A 19,056-nucleotide genomic window follows, 5' to 3' on the forward strand; every position below is an offset into this window, starting at 1 on the left:
GTGGTGGGCGCCGAGGCCGCCGGGGTCCCGCCCACCGGAGCGGAAAACTAACTGAACGTCCGACTCCGTCCGTCCATCACGAACAGTCAGTTTCACGTCAGTTGCGGACCTGTGGTTGCGGGTACTCATATTCGTGACTCTGCGTGCTTATTGTCGAGCGACATGTATCGATTGAGCTTAATGTCCTGGTAGATCGGAATTCACATAGTCCGAATTTGTCCTCCCGTGCTCGGCCTTGGGATGTTCGTACGATGCATTTCGATCACCGATCGGGTTGACCGGACGGACGTACGGCGGATCTCAGCCCCCGCACAGGTTCCGGCCCGTACGGTGTGCCCATGCCTTCCGCGCTGCCGTCCCGGCTCCGCCGTGCCCTCCACCGTGTCCGGTCGGCGGCGAGCCGCCTGGGGCGACGTCGACTCGGCGCGTCCGCCCTGGTCATAGCGCTGCTCGCGGCCCTGGTCGGGTGGGCGGTCTGGCCCGAGGGCGTTTCCTTCCGTACCGAGGACCGCATGATCAGCCTCCGGTCCGGACCGGACGGAAACCAGCCGATCGACCTCGACACCACGCTTTACCTGCCCGATCGGGCCACCGCCGCGGACCCGGTCCCGGCGGTCCTGTTGCCGCACGGCTTCGGTGGGACAAAGGAATCGGTCCGCTCCGACGCCGAGGAGCTGGCCGAACACGGGTACGCGGTGCTGGCGTACACCGCGCGGGGGTTCGGCCGCAGCGGCGGGGAGATCCACCTGGACAGTCCCGACTTCGAGGTACGGGACGCCTCCCGACTGCTCGACTGGCTCGCCGCCCGGCCGGAGATCCGTACCGACACGACCGGTGACCCGAGGGTGGGAGTCGTCGGCGGTTCGTACGGCGGCGGCCTGGCGTTGCTGCTCGCCGCCGCCGACCCGAGGGTGGACGCGATCGTCCCGATGATCACCTGGCACGACCTGGCCGCGTCCTTCCTGCCCGAGTCGAGCGGCGGATCCACCCTGGAGGGGGTGTTCAAGAAGGGCTGGGCGGGCGTCCTGTTCGGCAGTGGCGGCAACGGTCCCGGCGGACTCGGCGGTCTCGGACCGGGCGGCACCAACCCGGCCGGAGGGCCCGGCAACACCGCGTCGACCACCGGGCCGACCGCCGCCCCGACGGTCACGCCCAGCGTGGCCCCCTCGACCCGCCCCGGTCCGGGGATCGGTCCGGGGACCGCCCCCGGAGCCGGGGTGAACAATCCGGGCTGCGGCCGGTTCGCCGCCGACGTCTGCGCCGCCTACCTGGAGATCGCCACCACCGGGCGGGCGAACGAGCAGGCGGTCGCCCTGCTGCGCCGGTCCAGCCCGGCCGGCGTACTCGACCGGATCAAGGCGCCGACGCTGCTGATCCAGGGCGAGGCCGACACGCTCTTCCCGCTCAGCGACGCCGACGCCAACGCCCGTGGCATCGCCGCCGCCGGAACCCCCGTACGCGTGGCCTGGTTCACCGGTGGGCACGACGGCGGTGCCGGCCCCCAGACCGACCAGGACCGGACCAAGTTCCTCACCGTGCAGTGGCTCGACCACTACGTACGCGGCGACGCCGCCAACCCCGGCACCGGGTTCACCTGGTCCCGGCTGGCCGGCTTCGACGCACTCGACCGGGGCCTGGTCGCCACCGGCTTCCGAACCGCCGACTACCCCGGCCTGACCGGCACCGACACGGCGGCCGGCGGCGGCACCCGCACGGTCGCGGTGGGCGGACCACCGCAGCAGGTCGCGAACCCGCCGAACGGCAACCCGGCCGCGATCTCGACCGTGCCGTTCGCCGGTGCGCTGTCGAGCGTGGTCGGCGGGGTGGCCGGGGACCTGCCCGGCCAGCACGCCCGGTTCGTCACCGAACCGCTCACCGATCCGGTCGACGTGGTCGGCGCGCCGACGGTGTCGATCCGGGCCGCGTCACCGACCGGCGAGGCCGTCCTCTTCGTCAAGCTCTACGACATCGGCCCGGACGGAACCGCCGAACTGCCCAGCGGCCTGATCGCCCCGGTCCGGCTGACCGGCCTCCCGGCCGACCTGACCGGTGCCGCACCCGCGCGGGTGACCCTGCCGGCGATCGTGCACCGGGTCGAGGCCGGACACCGGTTGGCGCTGGTCGTGGCCACCTCCGACCAGGGCTACGCCACCCCGGTCGAACCGACCGTCTACTCGGTCGCGCTCGGCGGCGACCAGATCACCCTGCCCACGGTGACCGGGGAGCCGATCCCCACCACCGGAGTGCTCTGGCGCTGGGCGCTGGCCGCCCTGCTCGCCGCGATCGCGGTCGGGCTCGTCGTGGTCCTGCTGGTGGTCCGCCGCCGGCACCGCCGCCACGACACCTCCGTGACCGCGGAGTACGCGGACATCCCGCTGGTCATCCGCGACCTGCGCAAGGAGTACGCGGACGGCTTCGTGGCCGTCTCCCGGGTCGACTTCGAGGTGCACCGGGGGCAGGTGGTCGGCCTGCTCGGGCCGAACGGTGCCGGCAAGACCACCACCCTGCGGGTGCTGATGGGGCTGACCCAGCCGACCGCCGGCAGGATCTTCGTCTTCGGGCACCGGCTGGTCCCCGGTTCGCCGGTGCTCTCCCGGATCGGCTCGCTGGTCGAGGGGCCCGGATTCCTGCCGCACCTGAGCGGGATCGAGAACCTGCGGTCGTACTGGCGGGCGACGGGGCGGCCGCTCGCCGACGCCCACTTCGAGGAGGCGCTGGAGATCGCCGGCCTCGGTGACTCGGTGCACCGCAGGATCAGGACGTACAGCCACGGGATGCGGCAGCGGTTGGCGATCGCCCAGGCCATGCTCGGTCTGCCCGAGCTGCTGGTGCTGGACGAACCGACCGACGGGCTCGACCCGCCGCAGATCGCCGAGATGCGCCGGGTGCTGCGCCGGTACGCCACCGGCGGCCGGGCGGTGCTGGTCTCCAGCCACCTACTGGCCGAGGTGGAGCAGTCCTGCACCCACGCCGTGGTGGTCAACAAGGGCACCATCGTCGCCTCCGGACCGGTCGACGAGATCGTCGGCGAGTCGCCCAGCGTGCAGTTCGACGTCAGCGACCCGGCCGCCGCTCGTGCCGTACTCGATCGGCTCGACGGGGTGGAAGTGCTGTCGAACGGGGACGGGACGCTGGTGGTGGACGTGAACGGGACCGCCCGCAGCGAGGTGGTCGCCGAACTGGTCCGGGCCGGGGTGGGGGTCGACCGGGTGATGCCACGGCGCCGACTGGAGGACGCGTTCCTCGCCCTGGTCGGCGACAACTCACGGGGAAGCGGGGACCGCTGACATGGCCGGCACGGATCAGGTGACCGTCGAAAGCGCCGGTGCGGCGACCGGCTACCGGCCGGGGGCGACCCTGTCGGTGGTTACCGAGTGGCGCCGCCAGTTCGCCCGGCGACGTACGCAGTTGACCCTGGCGGCGATGGTCCTGCTGCCGCTGATCGTGCTGATCGCGTTCCAGTTCAACTCGGGCGGGGACGACGACAACGGCAACAACGAGTTCGCCAGCCTGATCGACCTGGCCACCTCCGGCGGGCTCAACTTCGCCCTGTTCTGCATCTTCGTGTCGTCGTCGTTCCTGCTGGTCGTCGTGGTGGCGCTGTTCTGCGGCGACACGGTGGCCAGCGAGGCGAGCTGGGGCAGCCTGCGTTACCTGCTGGCGGTGCCGGTGCCCCGGTCGAGACTGCTGGCGGTGAAGCTGGTCGTGGCGCTGGCGTACTCGGCCCTGGCCCTGCTGCTGCTCGCCGGCACCGCCCTGGTCGCCGGCATCCTCCGCTACGGCTGGGAGCCGTTGCAGAGCACCGTCGCCGCCCAGATCCCCGCCGGTGAGGGCCTGCTCCGGTTGCTCGGTGTCCTCGGCTATCTGGCGGTGGCGTTGCTGGTGGTGGCCGGGCTGGCGTTCCTGCTGTCGGTCTCCACCGATGCTGCCCTGGGAGCGGTCGGCGGCGCGGTGCTGCTCTGGATCCTCTCCAGCATCCTGGACCAGATCGAGGCGCTCGGTGTGGTCCGCGACTTCCTGCCGACCCACTACAGCACGGCCTGGCTGGGCCTGCTCTCCACCCCGATCCAGACCGACGACCTGGTACGCGGCTGCATCTCGGCGATCAGCTACGCCACCATCTTCTGGAGCCTCGCCTTCTGGCGCTTCACCCGCAAGGACGTGGTGAGCTGACCGCGCTGCGGCTCGGGTCCGGGCAGCCCGTTCCCGTGGACGTGTTGTTTAGTCCGACCTATACTTTGTCTCGTGTCGAGGTCGGTGCCGCAGCGGTGGGCCATCAAGGTGACCGGCGACGTCCGGGAGTGGCTGCGAGAGATGAGGCGCACAGATCCGGATGCCTACCGGTCGATCAACATCGCTCTTGACATCCTCGCCGAAACCGGGCCGGGGCTTGGTCGGCCGCTCGTGGACACACTGCGAGGCTCCTCGATGGCGAACCCGAAGGAGTTGCGGCCCCGGTCCGGCCGCGACGTCGCGGTACGCATTCTGTTCGTGTTCGATCCCTGGTCCCAGGCTGTGCTGTTGGTTGCCGGCAACAAGGCCGGGAACTGGGTCAACTGGTACGACGAGGCGATCCCGCTCGCGGAAGACGTGTTCGCTGACTGGCTCATCGGTGAGACCCAGCGTAGGCAGGAGAAGCAGCAATGACCGATTTCCACGACTGGGACGAGATCCGTGCCGAGCTGTACGACGGCGACGAGGCGGCGCTGGGGGTCGAACGTGCCCGTACCGAGGCGTGGATCAGCGCCTTCCACCTGGCAGAGGAGCGTAAGCGGCTTGGTCTGACCCAGCGGGACGTCGCCGAGGCCATGGGGGTGACGCCGGGACGGGTCAGTCAGATCGAGAACGGTGATCTCGACGTCAACGAGGTCGCGACGCTGGCCCGGTACGCGCAGGCACTGGGTGCGAAGCTACGGATCATCTTTGACTACGGCACCGACCTGCGGCAGATCGCCTGAAGGGACTTGGGTGCCTTCGACCGGCTCCGCCTGGTGTGGACGAGCCCGGTGGGGTCTGGGTCACAGGGAGTGTGGGGATGCTGGGCTGGGGCGGGATTCACCCGTAGGATCAGGCGTACAACTGAATACCTCATCCAGAGGGGCAGAGGGATACGGCCCGATGAAGCCCCGGCAACCACCCACCGGCTCGATGACGAGTCGGTCGTGGCAGGTGCCAAGTCCGTCCCCGCCGCACCGCGCGGCGTTGGGAAAGATGAGAGGACGGCATCGCATGACTGCGATCCTTGGCGAAACCCAGACTCCCACCACCGGCGAAACCCCGACGAATCCGGCGCGCGCGCTGGTCTGTCGGGGCTGCGGGGCGCAGTATCCGTTGATCGCGCAGCATGCCTGTTACGAGTGTTTCGGCCCGCTCGAGGTCGCCTACGACCAGGAGGCGCTGGCGAAGGTCACCCGGGCGGACATCGAGGCCGGGCCGCAGAACATCTGGCGGTACGCCGCACTGCTCCCCGCCGGGCAGGACCCGACCACCCGGGTCACCCTCGACCCCGGCCTGACCCCGCTGGTCGCCGCCCCGCACCTGGCCGCCGAGCTGGGCATCACGGCGCCGCTCTGGGTCAAGGACGACAGCGCGAACCCCACCCACTCGTTCAAGGACCGGGTGGTCTCGGTGGCGCTGACGGCCGCGCGGGGTCTCGGCTTCAACCGGTTCGCCTGCGCCTCCACCGGCAACCTGGCCAACTCCGTCGCCGCCCACGCGGCCCGGGCCGGGGTCCCCTCGATCGTCTTCGTCCCCGCCGACCTGGAGCAGGGAAAGATCATCACGACCGCGGTCTACGGCGGTGACCTGGTCGCCATCGACGGCTCGTACGACGACGTGAACCGGCTCTGCGGCGAGCTGGTGGAGACCGACGAGTTCGAGGACACCGCGTTCGTCAACGTCAACGTCCGCCCCTACTACGCCGAGGGTTCCAAGACCCTGGGGTACGAGGTGGCCGAGCAGCTCGGGTGGCGTATCCCCGAGCAGGTGGTCATCCCGATGGCCAGCGGCGAGCTGCTGACCAAGATTGACAAGGCGTTCAGCGAGCTGGTCGAGATCGGGCTGGTCGAGGCGCCGGCCAACGGCTGGAAGGTCTTCGGCGCCCAGTCGGCCGGGTGCAACCCGATCGCGACCGCCCTGCACCGGGACACCGACACGATCGTTCCGGTGAAGCCGACCGGCATCGCCAAGTCGCTCAACATCGGCGACCCGGCCGCCGGGGTGTACGCCCTGGAGGCGGTGCGGCGTACCGGGGGTTGGATGGAGTACGCCGACGACGACGAGATCCGTGACGCGATCCGGCTGTTGGCGCGTACGACCGGGGTGTTCGCCGAGACGGCGGGTGGGGTGACGGTGGCGTGCCTGCGCAAGCTGGTGGCGAGTGGACGGCTCGACCCGGCGGCCGAGACGGTTGTCTACAACACCGGCGAGGGACTCAAGACGATCGATGCGGTGGCGTCGCTGGTGGGGCCGACGTACCGGGTGAAGCCGTCGCTGAAGGCCGCCCGCGAGGCCGGTCTGCTGGGCTGAACCCGCTGGTCGACGGCTGACGGCGGTCCGCTTTTCGGAGCCTGCCGTCAGCCGATCGGACTGGGGCAACTAGGTTGATCGGTGGATGTGTCGGATGCGGTGGGTAGCTGCCGATTTGCCACCCGTTAGCAAAATACCCCGACGAGGGCTTGACGGCGCGAACCGGGCGACGCAAAATGCTCCGTGCGGGAGGGCGTATCGCCGTAGACTTTTGAAGTTCTTACGACCCAGCGCCGGAGGCGTTGTGCGATCGTCCTCCCGACCAACCACCCCGGACTAATTCACTCGCGTTCATCGCGAGGGCCGGGCACCCTCGGGGACATGGACACTGCCGCCACCCCCGCAGGCCTCACCATCACGCCACTCGACGTCGCCGACGACCACGCGGTCGAGCAGGCGTACGCGCTCAGGTCCGCGATCCTCGCCGCCGACCTGCCGGACTTCCCGCCACTCTGTCGCCAACGCTTCTTCGGTCAGCTGCGCCATCCGATGCCCGGCGAGGAGGAGCGGTTCGTCCTCGCCCACCTCGACGGCCGGGCGGTCGGCTACCTGAGCATCGAACTGCCCCAACTGGAGAACACCGAGAACGCCTCGCTGGACATCGAGGTGCTGCCGGACTACCGGCGCCGGGGGATCGGCCGGGCCCTGTACGGGCACGCCGTGCGTACGGTCCGGGAGCTGGGACGTAAGCGGGTCAACGGGTTGTCCAAGGGCCCGCTGCCCGGTGAGCCGGCCCGAGTGGAGCCCGGTCGGGAGTTCGCCACCTCGTTCGGGGCGAAGAACGCCCTGGTCGACATCCGGCGCCGGCTCGACCTCGGCACGCTGGACCAGGCGCACCTGGACGAACTGCTGGCCGCGTCGTGGCTCAAAGCCGACGGGTACACGCTGGTGCGGTGGATCGGTCCGACGCCCGACGAGTACCTCGACGACATCGCCTACCTCGACGGGCGCCTGATCCAGGACGCGCCAATGGGTGACCTGGAGTGGGAGGCCGCGAAGCCCGACCGGGAACGGATCCGCAAGGTCGACGACCTCCTGGTCGTACGCGGCCGGCGGTTGTACAGCAGCGTCCTGCGCCACGACGCCACCGGCAGGGTGGTCGCCTGGACGATGATCGATGTCGGCGCGACCCCCGACTGGCACGGGTACCAGCAGATCACCATCGTCGACCCGGACCACCGGGGCCACCGGCTCGGCACCATCGCCAAGATCGAAAACCTGCGGTACACCATGTCGCACCAACCCGCCCTGCGGATCATCGACACCTGGAACGCCGGCGTGAACGACCACATGATCTCCATCAACGAGGCCATCGGCTTCCGCCCGGTCGACGCCTGGAACAACTGGCAGCTCACCCTCTGACCGACCGGCCGAAACGGTGGAGGGCACAGCGAGGGGGTGTCGGGTGCGCTGGTGCATGATGACGGGATGACGGAGACCCCGCATCCCCTCTACGCCACGCACGCCGACACCCTCGCCCGGGCGCTGACCGCGATCACCGAACGTGGGTACTGGTCGGCCTTCCCCGAGTCGCCCAGCCCCCGGGTGTACGGCGAGACCGCCGCCGCCGAGGGCGAGGCGGCCTTCCGCGCCTACCTGGACGCCGACTTCCCGCTCGACCAGCCCGGCACCACGGGCCGGGTGGCCACCGAGGCCAGCCCCCTCGGGATCGACCTGGGGGTGCGCTACCCGCACGGCACCGCCGACGCGCTGATCGGCGCAGCCACCGCGGCCCTGCCGGCCTGGCGTGACGCCGGGCCGCAGGCTCGGGCCGGTGTCTGCCTGGAGATCCTGGCCCGGCTGCACCGGCACATCTTCGAGCTGGCCAACGCCGTACACGCGACCAGTGGGCAGGCGTTCGTGATGGCGTTCCAGGCCGGCGGGGCGCACGCCCTGGACCGGGCGCTGGAGGCGATCGCGTACGCGTACGCGGAGATGACCCGGCACCCCGGCACCGCCGAGTGGGAGAAGCCGGCCGGTAAGGGCGACCCGCTGCGGATGGTGAAGACCTTCCACGTGGTGCCCCGGGGTGTGGCGCTGGTGATCGGGTGCAACACGTTCCCGACCTGGAACTCGTACCCCGGTCTGTTCGCCTCGCTGGTCACCGGCAACCCGGTCGTGGTCAAGCCGCACCCCGGTGCGGTGCTGCCGCTGGCCGTCACCGTCCGGTACGCCCGCGAGGTGCTCGCCGAGGCCGGGTTCGACCCCAACCTGGTGCTGCTCGCCGCCGAGGAACCGGGTGAGAAGCTCGCCACCACGCTGGCGCTGCGCCCCGAGGTCCGGATCATCGACTTCACCGGCTCGACCGAGTACGGCGACTGGCTGGAGGACAACGCGCGCCAGGCCGCGGTCTACACCGAGAAGGCCGGCGTCAACACCATCGTGGTCGACTCCACCGGCGACTTCGCCGGCATGTGCCGCAACATCGGCTTCTCCCTGACGCTCTACAGCGGACAGATGTGCACCACCCCGCAGAACATCCTGATCCCGACCGCCGGGATCGAGACCGACCAGGGGCACAAGACCTTCGACGAGGTCGCCGCCGGTATCGCCGGTGTGGTCGAGAAGCTCACCGGCGACCCCGCCCGCGCGGTGGAGTTCACCGGGGCGATCGTCAACGAGGGTGTGCTCGCCCGGCTGGACGAGGTGGCTGGCGTCGGTGAGGTCGTCCTGGCGTCGCGTACGGTCGAGCACCCGACGTACCCCGGCGCGGTTGTGCGTACGCCGACGATCGTGCGGCTCGGCGCGGACGCCGCGTCGACCTACGGCCGGGAGTGGTTCGGACCGATCTCGTTCGCGATCGCCACGGACTCCACCGCGCACAGCCTGGAGATCCTCCGGGAGACCGTGGGTGAGCGGGGGGCGCTGACGGCGGCGGTCTACGCCACCGACGAGAAGGTGCTCGACGCGGCCGAGTCGGCGGCGGTGGACGCCGGGGTGCACCTGTCCTGCAACCTCACCGGCGGCGTTTTTGTCAACCAGTCGGCGGCCTTCTCCGACTTCCACGCCAGCGGTGCCAACCCGGCGGCGAACGCCGCGTTGACCGACGGCGCGTACGTCGCCAGCCGTTTCCGGGTGGTCCAGTCCCGCCGCCACGTCTGACCAGGTGTCGGAAAGGGCTCCTTCTCCGTACGGGGAAGGGGCCCTTTCCTGCGTCGTGGCCTGCGGTGACGGCCGGGTCAGGCGCGGCGGCGCAGCTGTAGCTCGGTCAGGGCCGCGATCCGGGGGTGCGGCAACCGGACGCCGGTGTCCACGAAGCCGAGCCGCTGGTAGGCCCGGATCGCCCGGTTGTTGCCCACCACCACCTCCAGCATCAGCTCCGGTCGCCCGGATGCCCGGGACCAGGCCGCCACCGCCTCGATCAGGTCGGCGAGCAGGCCGGTGCCCCGCCAGGTCGGGGTGAGGTAGACGGCGAAGATCACGGTGAGACCCGGCTCGGCGGGTGCCGCGTGGCCACCGGCGTGCCCGACGAGCCGGCGATCGGGGTGGCCCGACGGTGGTTCGGCGACGAATGCGGCGATCTGGCTGCCGAAGGCGTTCTGGCGCACCCGGTTCGCGTACTCGGCGTGTGGTCGGGCCGCCGCCTCGGCGACGGTCTCCAGGAAGGCGAGCGGCGAGTCGGCGAGCATCTCCAGCCGCAGCGCACGCATGCGGGCGGTGTCGGCGGGCCGGATCCGGCGGACGACCGGCCGGGGGTCGGACGCCTCCGGTGGGGCGGTCGTGGCGGACGCAGGCAGGCTGGTCATGGGGCATGCCTACCCTCGACCGACCCCGGCGGGCAACCGGATTGCCGATCACGGTCGTGTCGCACCCCGCGAGATACATGATCAATTGTACGACGTAAAGACGTCTGACGATGCCAGCACAATCGCCGCCAGTGGGGGTACGTGCCCCGCCTGATGTCCCTTTTGGGGTAGTGCACTGCGGTCGGACCTCGTGTAGCGTGCGATTTCGGTTGCTGAATTCGAGGATCGATATGGGTCCCGAGTCGGCGGCTCCGGTCGGCGTACGCCGGCACCGGGGGTGTTTGACCCAGCACGATCGAAGTGAGGAAGTGCACCGTGGCACAGGGCACCGTCAAGTGGTTCAACAGCGAAAAGGGCTACGGCTTCATTGCGGTCGACGGCGGGCAGGACGTATTCGTCCATTTCTCCGCGATCGAGATGGATGGCTACAAGGCGCTCGACGATGGACAGCGGGTGGAGTTCGAAATCGCCCAGGGCCAGAAGGGGCCTCAGGCGGAGAAGGTGCGCCTCCTCGCCTGACCCGGTTCGCCTGAACCGACCGGTCGGGTGTCCCGGCCGAATGAACCGATAATCGCAGCCGGATTCGATATCGACAGGGCGCCGGTCTCCCGTGGAGTACGGCGCCGCTGTCGCATCCCTGCCCCCGACCGATGGCCCGCCGTCGCGTGTCCGTCGATCCCGGGTCCCGGTCCGGCTGTGCTGCTCCCGCTGACGACCCTCCATGGCGGGATGGCTCGTGTGGTGTCCGAGCCTGTGCCGTTCCGGGGCCGTTCATCACGTTTGGCCGACATGACCGGCGGGTCCGCTCGATGTTCACCCGTTTGTTGCCCGCCTGCACCCGTACGTCGTCCGTGTGACGCCCGTGGCGCGTCAACCCGTACGGGCCGCCGTGGGCTTGCCCGGCTCCGGGACGATGTTGCTGGTCGGCGGGGTGACCGATCGCGCGCGGAGGTACGGCCGACCGGCCCCGCTCCGGCCCACTCGCTTGCACTCGCCATGGGAGAGTGCTAAACAAGTGATTGGCACTCGCGCGGTGTGAGTGCCAGAGGTCGGGGCGGTTAGGGCCACGGTCGCGTCACCGGTGACGGAGGCGGGGCACAAGGCCGGTCGTCGCGGGCTGTCCGGCCCGACCGACGGACGTCACTGCCGCCTAGTGCGCGGGAGTCGGTCCGGTGCGATCGCGCCGGACCAGACCGCGCGCCAGCGCAGTAGTGACGTCCGAAGGTGCGAAGTCAGGCGGCCGATCCGGGACCAACCGGCTCGGGTGGCCGTGAGTGTCCAGGAGGACAACGCCGTATGGCCAAGATCATCGCGTTCGACGAAGAGGCCCGCCGTGGCCTCGAGCGGGGCATGAACCAGCTCGCCGACGCCGTCAAGGTGACGCTCGGCCCCAAGGGCCGCAACGTCGTGCTCGAGAAGAAGTGGGGCGCCCCCACCATCACCAACGATGGTGTGAGCATCGCCAAGGAGATCGAGCTCGAGGACCCCTACGAGAAGATCGGCGCCGAGCTGGTCAAGGAGGTCGCCAAGAAGACCGACGACGTTGCCGGCGACGGCACGACGACGGCGACCGTCCTGGCCCAGGCGCTGGTCCGCGAGGGCCTGCGCAACGTCGCGGCCGGCGCGAACCCGATGGCCCTGAAGCGGGGCATCGAGGCTGCGGTGGCGGCGGTGGCGGAGGAGCTGGCCAAGCTCGCCAAGGACGTCGAGACCAAGGAGCAGATCGCCTCGACCGCGTCGATCTCCGCCGGTGACACCACCGTCGGTGAGATCATCGCCGAGGCGATGGACAAGGTCGGCAAGGAAGGCGTCATCACCGTCGAGGAGAGCAACACCTTCGGGCTCGAGCTCGAGCTCACCGAGGGTATGCGCTTCGACAAGGGCTACATCTCGCCGTACTTCTGGACCGACCCGGAGCGTATGGAGGCCGTCCTCGACGACCCCTACATCCTGATCGTGAACAGCAAGATCGCTTCGGTGAAGGACCTGCTCCCGATCCTGGAGAAGGTCATGCAGTCGGGCAAGCCGCTGCTGATCATCTCCGAGGACGTCGAGGGCGAGGCCCTGGCCACCCTCATCGTCAACAAGGTGCGGGGCACCTTCAAGTCCGTCGCCGTCAAGGCTCCGGGCTTCGGCGACCGCCGCAAGGCGATGCTGACCGACATCGCGATCCTCGCGGGTGGCTCGGTCATCAGCGAGGAACTGGGCCTGAAGCTCGACGGCATCGGCCTCGACATGCTGGGCCGCGCCCGCAAGATCGTGGTGACCAAGGACGAGACCACGATCGTCGACGGTGCCGGTGACGCCGACCAGATCCAGGGTCGGGTCAACCAGATCCGCGCCGAGATCGAGAAGAGCGACTCGGACTACGACCGCGAGAAGCTGCAGGAGCGCCTGGCCAAGCTGGCCGGCGGTGTTGCGGTGATCAAGGTCGGCGCGGCCACCGAGGTCGAGCTCAAGGAGCGCAAGCACCGTATCGAGGACGCCGTTCGCAACGCGAAGGCGGCCGTCGAAGAGGGCATCGTCCCCGGTGGTGGCGTCGCGCTGGTGCAGGCCGGCAAGACCGCCTTCGACAAGCTGGACCTCTCGGGTGACGAGGCGACCGGTGCGACGATCGTCAAGATCGCGCTCGACGCCCCGCTGCGCCAGATCGCCGTCAACGCCGGCCTCGAAGGTGGCGTCGTGGTGGAGAAGGTGCGCAACCTGGAGCCGGGCCACGGCCTGAACGCCGCGAACGGTGAGTACGTCGACCTGCTCAAGGCCGGCATCATCGACCCGGCCAAGGTGACCCGTTCGGCGCTGCAGAACGCGGCCTCGATCGCGGCACTGTTCCTGACCACCGAGGCAGTGGTGGCCGACAAGCCGGAGAAGAACCCGGCCCCGGCTGCTGCCCCCGGCGGCGGAGACATGGACTTCTGAGTCCGACGCAACATCGGTAAGGGGCGGGCCGCGACTGCGGTCCGCCCCTTACGTCATGTCGGCAGTCGCCGCTGATTGCGCTGCTTGTCCGCTCGGGAGAACGGCTTTCTGATCTGGATCGGCGCGTCGACCATCTCCAGCGGTTCGTCGGATGAAAGCTCGTCCAACCGCTCCATTTCCGCCCGCTGCTCCGCGTCGCCGTAATCGAGGCGATGTGCCGGCGTTTCGGCGGGGATCTCCGATGCCATCCTGGCCCAGGTGGCCGGAGGGAGATCGTCAGTCGGTTCGTCGTCCTTCGCCATGACTGCCTCCTTGGCTCAAACGGTAGGAGCGAAGAGGCAGTGGTGCTGAGAAACGGCACTATAAACGGATATCTCCTATTCGCCCTTTTAGGGCGAGTCTCCGGATCCGGTGCCGGTCAGAGTTGCTTGCGGTAGAGGAAGAAGACCCGTTCGATCCGCGCACCCGAGTTGCTGGCATAGAACGGAACCGGGCCGACCCAGCCGATCTCCGCCCGCTGGTGTCCGGCCGCCCGCTGGTCGGCCAGGCACCGCCGCAGCAGCACCCCACCGATCCCCAGCCCCTGCGCGGCCGGTGCCGTACCCATCGGCCCGAACCAGCTCGGCCGGGACGACCCGTACGCGGCGAAGCCGAGCACCTCCACCTCCGGGCTGCCGGCGGTGCCGCTCGAGCTGTCGGCGGCGGTGTCGACCCGGTCGCGTACGGCGATGTGGCAGCCGGCTCCCGTCCGCCCGATCGAGTCGGCGACCTCGCCACCCCAGGCCACCCCGAAGGTCTCCTGGGCGAAGCCCACCAGCATCGCTGCGTCGTCCGGCTCGGCCCGGCGTACCGTGATGCCCTGCTCGGCCAGCCGTTGCTCGGCGGACTCGGTGCTGCGCAGTGCCGGCGACTCGTCGTACGACAGGTCGGCGGTCATGTTCCAGGCGGTGTTCTCCTGCTGGTAGCCGAGCGCCATCGCGGCGCAGATCGCCGGCGTGTAGCGCACGTCGATGCCGGGCCAGACGTAGTGGGGAGGATTCCCGGCCAGCAGCACCTCACCGGCACCGAGGCCGGACAGCGCACCCTCGATCCGGGCCAGCAGAGCCCGCCCGATCCCGCGTCGGCGGTGCGTGGGGTGCACCGCGATCAGGTCCACGTGACCCAGCGACGAGTCCCGGTGGGCGATCGAGCCGAGCACCACGCCGACCGTGGCGGACCCGACCACCGCCACGAAACCGACCGTACGGCGGCGGGTCGGAGCACCCGGCAGCGTGGTGGTGTCCCGCAACCGGGCCACGATCACGCCCGCCTCGGCCGCGTCGTCCGGCAGGTCCAGCGCCTCGCCGCAGAGGGCCACCACCGAGGGCACGTCGTCGTCGGTCAGCTCGATGATCGAGAAATCGTGATCCACGACCGCCGACCCTAGGACATGCCGGCCCTGCTCTGCTGCCCGCCCCTCAGCCCTGCTGGGCGGCCCGGACGGCGGCGTACGCGTCGACGAGGCCGGCGCCGGTGAGGTTGCTCGGCAGGCCGCAGGTGGGTTCGGACACGGTCGAACCACCGTCCGGTGACGGCACCGGGGTGGCGGTTTGCCGCAGGATCCGCCAGGTCCGGTCCAGGTCACCGACGAGGGCCGGGTTGGCCGACCACATCAGCGCCACCACCCCCGCCACGTGCGGGGTGGCCATCGAGGTGCCGCTGAGGGTGGCGTACCCGCCGCCCGGCATCGCGGACAGCACGTCGGCGCCCGGCGCGACCAGGTCGGGCTTGGCCGCGTCACCCGCCGCCGGCCCCCGGCTGGAGAACGGCGCGACCTGCCGATCCCGGTCCACCGCACCGACGGTGAAAACATCCGCGTACGGGGCCGGCGGGTCGTCGATCGATCCGCAGACCGGCCCGGTGTTGCCCGCTGCGGCGGTGAAGAAGATGCCGGCGGCGGCGAAGGCGGCGGTCGCCGGACGGAGTGCCCCGGCGTCGCAGCCCTCGATCGGCGGGCAACCCCACGAGTTGGTCAGCACCTGCGGGGCCCGGTCCGGCCGGCCGTCGGCGAAGGGGTCACCACCGTTCGGGAACGGTGCGAGCATGAACTGGAGACAGTCCAGGTAGTGCGCCGGATTACCGAGGTTGCGGTCGAGGTTGACGCAGCCGATCCAGCGGGCGCCGGGAGCTACCCCGACGTTCTCCGTACCGACCGCGGTCGCGAGCGTGTGCGTACCGTGACCGCCCTGGTCGGTGGGGGAGCGGGTGCCGTTCCACGGGTCGAACCAGGAGTCGTCCCCGCCCCGGAACCCGGCGGCGAGGGCCGGATGGCGGCCGTCCACACCGGAGTCCGAACTGCCGACCACGATGCCCGAACCGGTCGCCCCCAACTGCGACCAGACCCGGTCGGCGCCGATCCCGGTCAGGTTCCAGGGCGGTACGGATGGTCCGGTCGCGCCACCGTGGCTGGTCCCCGGAGGCTCCGGCAGCGGGCGCAGTTGCTGGCTGAGCAGCACCCCGTCCACGTCGTCCCGACGGGACAGCCAGGCGCGTACGGCCGGGCCACCGTCCACCTCGATCGCGTTGACCAGGTAGTACGGCGTGTAGTCCAGCCGCCACCGGTCGAGCTGGCGGCGCAGGTCCACCTGCGTCCGGGACGCGGTGTCGACCAGCCGCCGGTAGACCTCACCGACCCGGCCCGGCTGACCGGCCACCCCGGTCGGACCGGCCCGAAGATCGCCGAGGGACGCCTGCTCCTTCAGCACCACGAAGAGTTTCTCACCGTGGAAACCCGGCTGCCCCGGTCCGAGGTAGACGGCACCGGCGCCCAGCAGCACCACCGCCGAGGTGACCGCACCCACCCACCGGCGGGGAATCCAGCCCCGGGTACGGCCGAACGCGACCCCGTACGCGGTCCCGAGCAGCAGCGCCACCGCGAGCGAACCGCCCGTGGCGACCGCCGCCCAGAACGGTATGTCCCGGCTGCTCGCCAGCAGGATCGAGATCTCCTCCGGGTCCACGAAGGCCAACGGACCGAGTACGGCGAGGCCGACCAGCCAGCCCACAGGGGCGGGGTCGGCGGGTGGGTCCGCGTCCGGTCGGGTGAGTCGGCGGAGGGCGGCGAGGGTGAACCCGGTTGCCGGCAGGACGAGCAGCGTGGCGAGTTGCGTACCGGCTTGCCCGGTTCCGCCCGCGACCAGCGCGAGGGCGACGCCGACGACCAGGCCGCCGAGCAGCACCAACCGGGCCGGGCCGGCGGGAGAACCGTCGGCGGTGTGCTCGTACCCGGCCCAGAAACGGCCGTCGAGCAGGTTGGCGACGAACCACCCGATGGTCGCCGAGGCGGCCAGCGCCAGCGCGGTTTCGAGCAGACCGCCGAGAGCACCGAACCAGACCCAGGGCAGCAGCAGCGCCAGCCCGGCCGCGATCGCGAAACCGGTACCGGCGGACCATGCTCCGGATGTGGCGCGGGGGCGGCCGGCGCGCCAGCGTACGAGCGCTGTCGCCACGGCCGCGGTCCCGGCGAGCGCGGCCAGGTAGGCCTCGTTCTGCGCGGGTGGGATGGCCCGGAGCAGGCCGAAGGCGCCGAGGGCGAGCGCACCGACCAGCCACACCCGCCCGGCGGCCCGTACCGGGACGGCTCGGGGCAGTACGGCGAGCAGCACCGCCGGTACGCCGACCAGCACCGTGTTGACGATTCCGGTCACCGGCCACACCCAGGCCGGCTGGGTCAGCCCGGCGACCAGCAGCACCTGTTCGACCAGCCAACCGACGGCCTGGGCGCCGACCGTCACCGCGACCGCCCAGCACCCGACGAGCACCGCGGCCACCACCGGCCACGGACCCCCACCCGGCCGATCCGCCGCCGGCCCCGGCGACCAGGGCGGCGGGCCGCCCGGTGGAGGGGACGGTTCGTCGGCGGGCTGCGGGGGTCCGACCTGCATGTCCGAAACAGTACGACGGACCGGAAGCGCGACCTGTTCACCGGATGCGGTTAACGTGGACGGGTGCGCGATCCGAACATCTCCCGGTACACCGCCGGCCAGCTCTCTCCGATCCGTCGGGCGGCGGATCTGCGTCGCCTGCGTGGCGAACGGTTCGACGTACTCGTGATCGGTGGTGGGGTGACCGGCGCGGGTGCCGCCCTCGACGCCGCGTCGCGCGGACTCCGGGTCGCCCTGGTCGAGGCGCGGGACTATGCCGCCGGTACGTCCAGCCGATCCAGCAAGCTGATCCACGGCGGCCTGCGCTACCTGGAACAACTGGAGTTCGGGCTGGTCCACGAGGCCCTCACCGAACGTGGTCTGCTCGCCACCCGGCTCGCCCCGCACCTGGTCCGGCCGGTGCCGATCCTCGTCCCGCTGCCGTCGGGCGCCGGGCCGTCGGCACTGCCCGCCCGCGCCTGGCGGCGCTCCTACTACGGCGCCGGGGTGGCCGCGTACGACGCGTTCGCCGGCCTGTTCGGGGGCGGCCGGGGCATGCCGCTGCACCGCCACCTGAGCCGGGAGGGAGCCCGCCGGCTCTTCCCGAGCCTCCGGGCGGACGCGGTCGCCGGGGCGATCCGCTACTACGACGGCCAGGTCGACGACGCCCGGCTGGTGGTCACCCTGGCCCGCACCGCGGCCAGCCTGGGCGCGGCCGTGGTGACCAGCACCCGCGCCGTCGGCCTGATCCGGCAGGCCCGGGAGGTGACCGGGGTACGGGTACGCGACATGGAGGCCCGGCCCGGCTCCCCGGACGCCGAGTTCGAGGTGTACGCCCGTACGGTCATCGCCGCGACCGGGGTGTGGAGCGACGACATGTCGCGGATGCTGGGCGACATCGGCGCCCGCCCCGGACTCCGGGTGCGTTCCTCGAAGGGCGTCCACCTGGTGGTGCCGCGCTCGGCGATCACCGGCGAGGCCGGGCTGATCCTGCGGACCGCCACCTCGGTGCTCTTCGTGCTCCCCTGGGGCGGCCACTGGATCATCGGCACCACCGACACCGACTGGCGACTCGACCGGGCCCACCCGGCGGCCTCCGCCAGCGACATCGACTACCTGCTGGAGCAGGTCAACGCCGTACTCGACCGGCCGCTCACCACCTCGGACATCGAGGGTGTCTACGCCGGGCTGCGCCCGCTGCTCTCCGGCGAGGCGGACTCCACCTCCAAGCTGTCCCGCGAACACGCGGTGGTCGAGCCGATGCTCGGGCTGCTGCTGGTCGCGGGCGGGAAGTACACCACGTACCGGGTGATGGCCAGTGACGTCGTCGACCGGGCGGCCCGCCGGCTCGGCCTGGTCCGCCCGTCCCGTACGGCCGACCTGCCGTTGCTCGGGGCGGACGGGTTCCCGGCCATGTGGCGGGACCGGGCCGACCTGGCCCGCCGGCACGAGGTGCAGGTCGGGGTGGTGGAACACCTCCTGGAGCGGTACGGCACCCTCACCGTCGACCTGCTCGCCCTGATCGCGGCCGATCCACTGCTCGCCGCGCCGCTCGCCGGTGCGCCGGAATACCTCGCCGCCGAGGTCGCGTACGCGGCCAGCGCCGAGGGGGCGCTGCACCTGGACGACGTACTGACCCGGCGTACCCGGATCTCGTTCGAGACCGCGCACCGGGGCACCGAGTCGGCCGAACACGCGGCCGAGATCATGGGACGGGTCCTCGGCTGGGACGCCACGGTCCGGGCCCGCGAGGTGGAGCACTACCTGGGCCGGGTCGAGGCGGAACGGCAGTCGCAGCGGATGCCCGACGACGCCACCGCCGACGCGGCCCGGCTCGGCGCACCGGACGTACGCGGTTTCGCCGCCGACCGGGGTGCGGGGGCCGACGTCGCCGGGGCCGAGGCGACGAGCTGACGCCGGTGCCGACGGACAACGGGTCCGGCGCGCCCGTGCTGGGCTGC

14 protein-coding genes and 1 riboswitch are annotated in these 19,056 nt (G+C 71.0%); of the genes, 10 read left to right on the plus strand and 4 right to left on the minus strand.

What is annotated here, in order from left to right; all coding sequences use genetic code 11:
* Nucleotides 1-338 precede the first annotated feature (338 nt).
* From OIE47_RS16045 to paaN, 7 genes are all read left to right on the plus strand, one after another.
* Nucleotides 339-3,287 (plus strand): alpha/beta fold hydrolase, encoded by a 2,949-nt coding sequence (locus OIE47_RS16045; protein ID WP_326562295.1) that lies wholly within the window; start codon nucleotides 339-341, stop codon nucleotides 3,285-3,287.
* A 1-nt stretch (nucleotide 3,288) separates the two neighbouring features.
* Complete coding sequence (locus tag OIE47_RS16050; RefSeq protein WP_326562296.1) at nucleotides 3,289-4,173, plus strand: ABC transporter permease; 885 nt, start codon at nucleotides 3,289-3,291, stop codon at nucleotides 4,171-4,173.
* Nucleotides 4,174-4,314: 141 nt separating this feature from the next.
* Nucleotides 4,315-4,647, plus strand: coding sequence for a type II toxin-antitoxin system RelE/ParE family toxin (locus tag OIE47_RS16055; protein ID WP_326563113.1), 333 nt, complete (start codon nucleotides 4,315-4,317; stop codon nucleotides 4,645-4,647).
* Nucleotides 4,644-4,958, plus strand: coding sequence for a transcriptional regulator (locus OIE47_RS16060; RefSeq protein WP_326562297.1), 315 nt, complete (start codon nucleotides 4,644-4,646; stop codon nucleotides 4,956-4,958). The genes OIE47_RS16055 and OIE47_RS16060 overlap by 4 nt, the downstream gene beginning before the upstream one ends.
* A 127-nt stretch (nucleotides 4,959-5,085) precedes the next feature.
* A riboswitch (SAM riboswitch) is annotated at nucleotides 5,086-5,218 on the plus strand.
* A gap of 11 nt (nucleotides 5,219-5,229) precedes the next feature.
* Nucleotides 5,230-6,528: a threonine synthase gene (thrC, locus tag OIE47_RS16065; protein ID WP_326562298.1), complete on the plus strand. Its 1,299-nt coding sequence runs from the start codon at nucleotides 5,230-5,232 to the stop codon at nucleotides 6,526-6,528.
* A 321-nt stretch (nucleotides 6,529-6,849) separates the two neighbouring features.
* A complete protein-coding gene (locus OIE47_RS16070) occupies nucleotides 6,850-7,890 on the plus strand; it encodes a GNAT family N-acetyltransferase (RefSeq protein ID WP_326562299.1) in 1,041 nt (346 codons plus the stop codon).
* 66 nt (nucleotides 7,891-7,956) lie between these two features.
* Complete coding sequence (gene paaN / locus OIE47_RS16075) at nucleotides 7,957-9,630, plus strand: phenylacetic acid degradation protein PaaN (protein WP_326562300.1); 1,674 nt, start codon at nucleotides 7,957-7,959, stop codon at nucleotides 9,628-9,630.
* Between the two features lie 77 nt (nucleotides 9,631-9,707).
* On the opposite strand, the gene OIE47_RS16080 is transcribed toward paaN, so the two are convergent.
* On the minus strand, nucleotides 9,708-10,274 hold the full coding sequence (locus OIE47_RS16080; protein WP_326562301.1) for a GNAT family N-acetyltransferase: 567 nt from the start codon (nucleotides 10,272-10,274) through the stop codon (nucleotides 9,708-9,710).
* Nucleotides 10,275-10,589: 315 nt separating this feature from the next.
* Between OIE47_RS16080 and OIE47_RS16085 the strand changes: the two genes are divergently transcribed.
* On the plus strand, nucleotides 10,590-10,793 hold the full coding sequence (locus tag OIE47_RS16085) for a cold-shock protein (protein ID WP_121157415.1): 204 nt from the start codon (nucleotides 10,590-10,592) through the stop codon (nucleotides 10,791-10,793).
* A 777-nt stretch (nucleotides 10,794-11,570) separates the two neighbouring features.
* On the plus strand, nucleotides 11,571-13,193 hold the full coding sequence (gene groL, locus OIE47_RS16090; RefSeq protein WP_326562302.1) for a chaperonin GroEL: 1,623 nt from the start codon (nucleotides 11,571-11,573) through the stop codon (nucleotides 13,191-13,193).
* A 53-nt stretch (nucleotides 13,194-13,246) separates the two neighbouring features.
* On the opposite strand, the gene OIE47_RS16095 is transcribed toward groL, so the two are convergent.
* The 3 genes from OIE47_RS16095 to OIE47_RS16105 form a co-directional block, all read right to left on the minus strand.
* Nucleotides 13,247-13,441, minus strand: a complete 195-nt coding sequence (locus tag OIE47_RS16095; protein ID WP_326563114.1) for a hypothetical protein — start codon at nucleotides 13,439-13,441, stop codon at nucleotides 13,247-13,249.
* A 170-nt stretch (nucleotides 13,442-13,611) separates the two neighbouring features.
* Nucleotides 13,612-14,604, minus strand: coding sequence for a GNAT family N-acetyltransferase (locus OIE47_RS16100; RefSeq protein WP_326562303.1), 993 nt, complete (start codon nucleotides 14,602-14,604; stop codon nucleotides 13,612-13,614).
* A 46-nt stretch (nucleotides 14,605-14,650) separates the two neighbouring features.
* Nucleotides 14,651-17,116 carry a S8 family serine peptidase gene (locus OIE47_RS16105; RefSeq protein WP_326562304.1) on the minus strand — a complete coding sequence of 822 codons (2,466 nt, stop codon included), beginning with the start codon at nucleotides 17,114-17,116 and terminating at the stop codon, nucleotides 14,651-14,653.
* A 78-nt stretch (nucleotides 17,117-17,194) separates the two neighbouring features.
* Here OIE47_RS16105 and OIE47_RS16110 point away from each other — a divergent pair, with 78 nt between their 5' ends.
* Complete coding sequence (locus OIE47_RS16110; RefSeq protein ID WP_326563115.1) at nucleotides 17,195-19,009, plus strand: glycerol-3-phosphate dehydrogenase/oxidase; 1,815 nt, start codon at nucleotides 17,195-17,197, stop codon at nucleotides 19,007-19,009.
* Nucleotides 19,010-19,056 lie beyond the last annotated feature (47 nt).

It is taken from the genome of Micromonospora sp. NBC_01796 (assembly GCF_035917455.1).
Lineage (GTDB): Bacteria > Actinomycetota > Actinomycetes > Mycobacteriales > Micromonosporaceae > Micromonospora_G.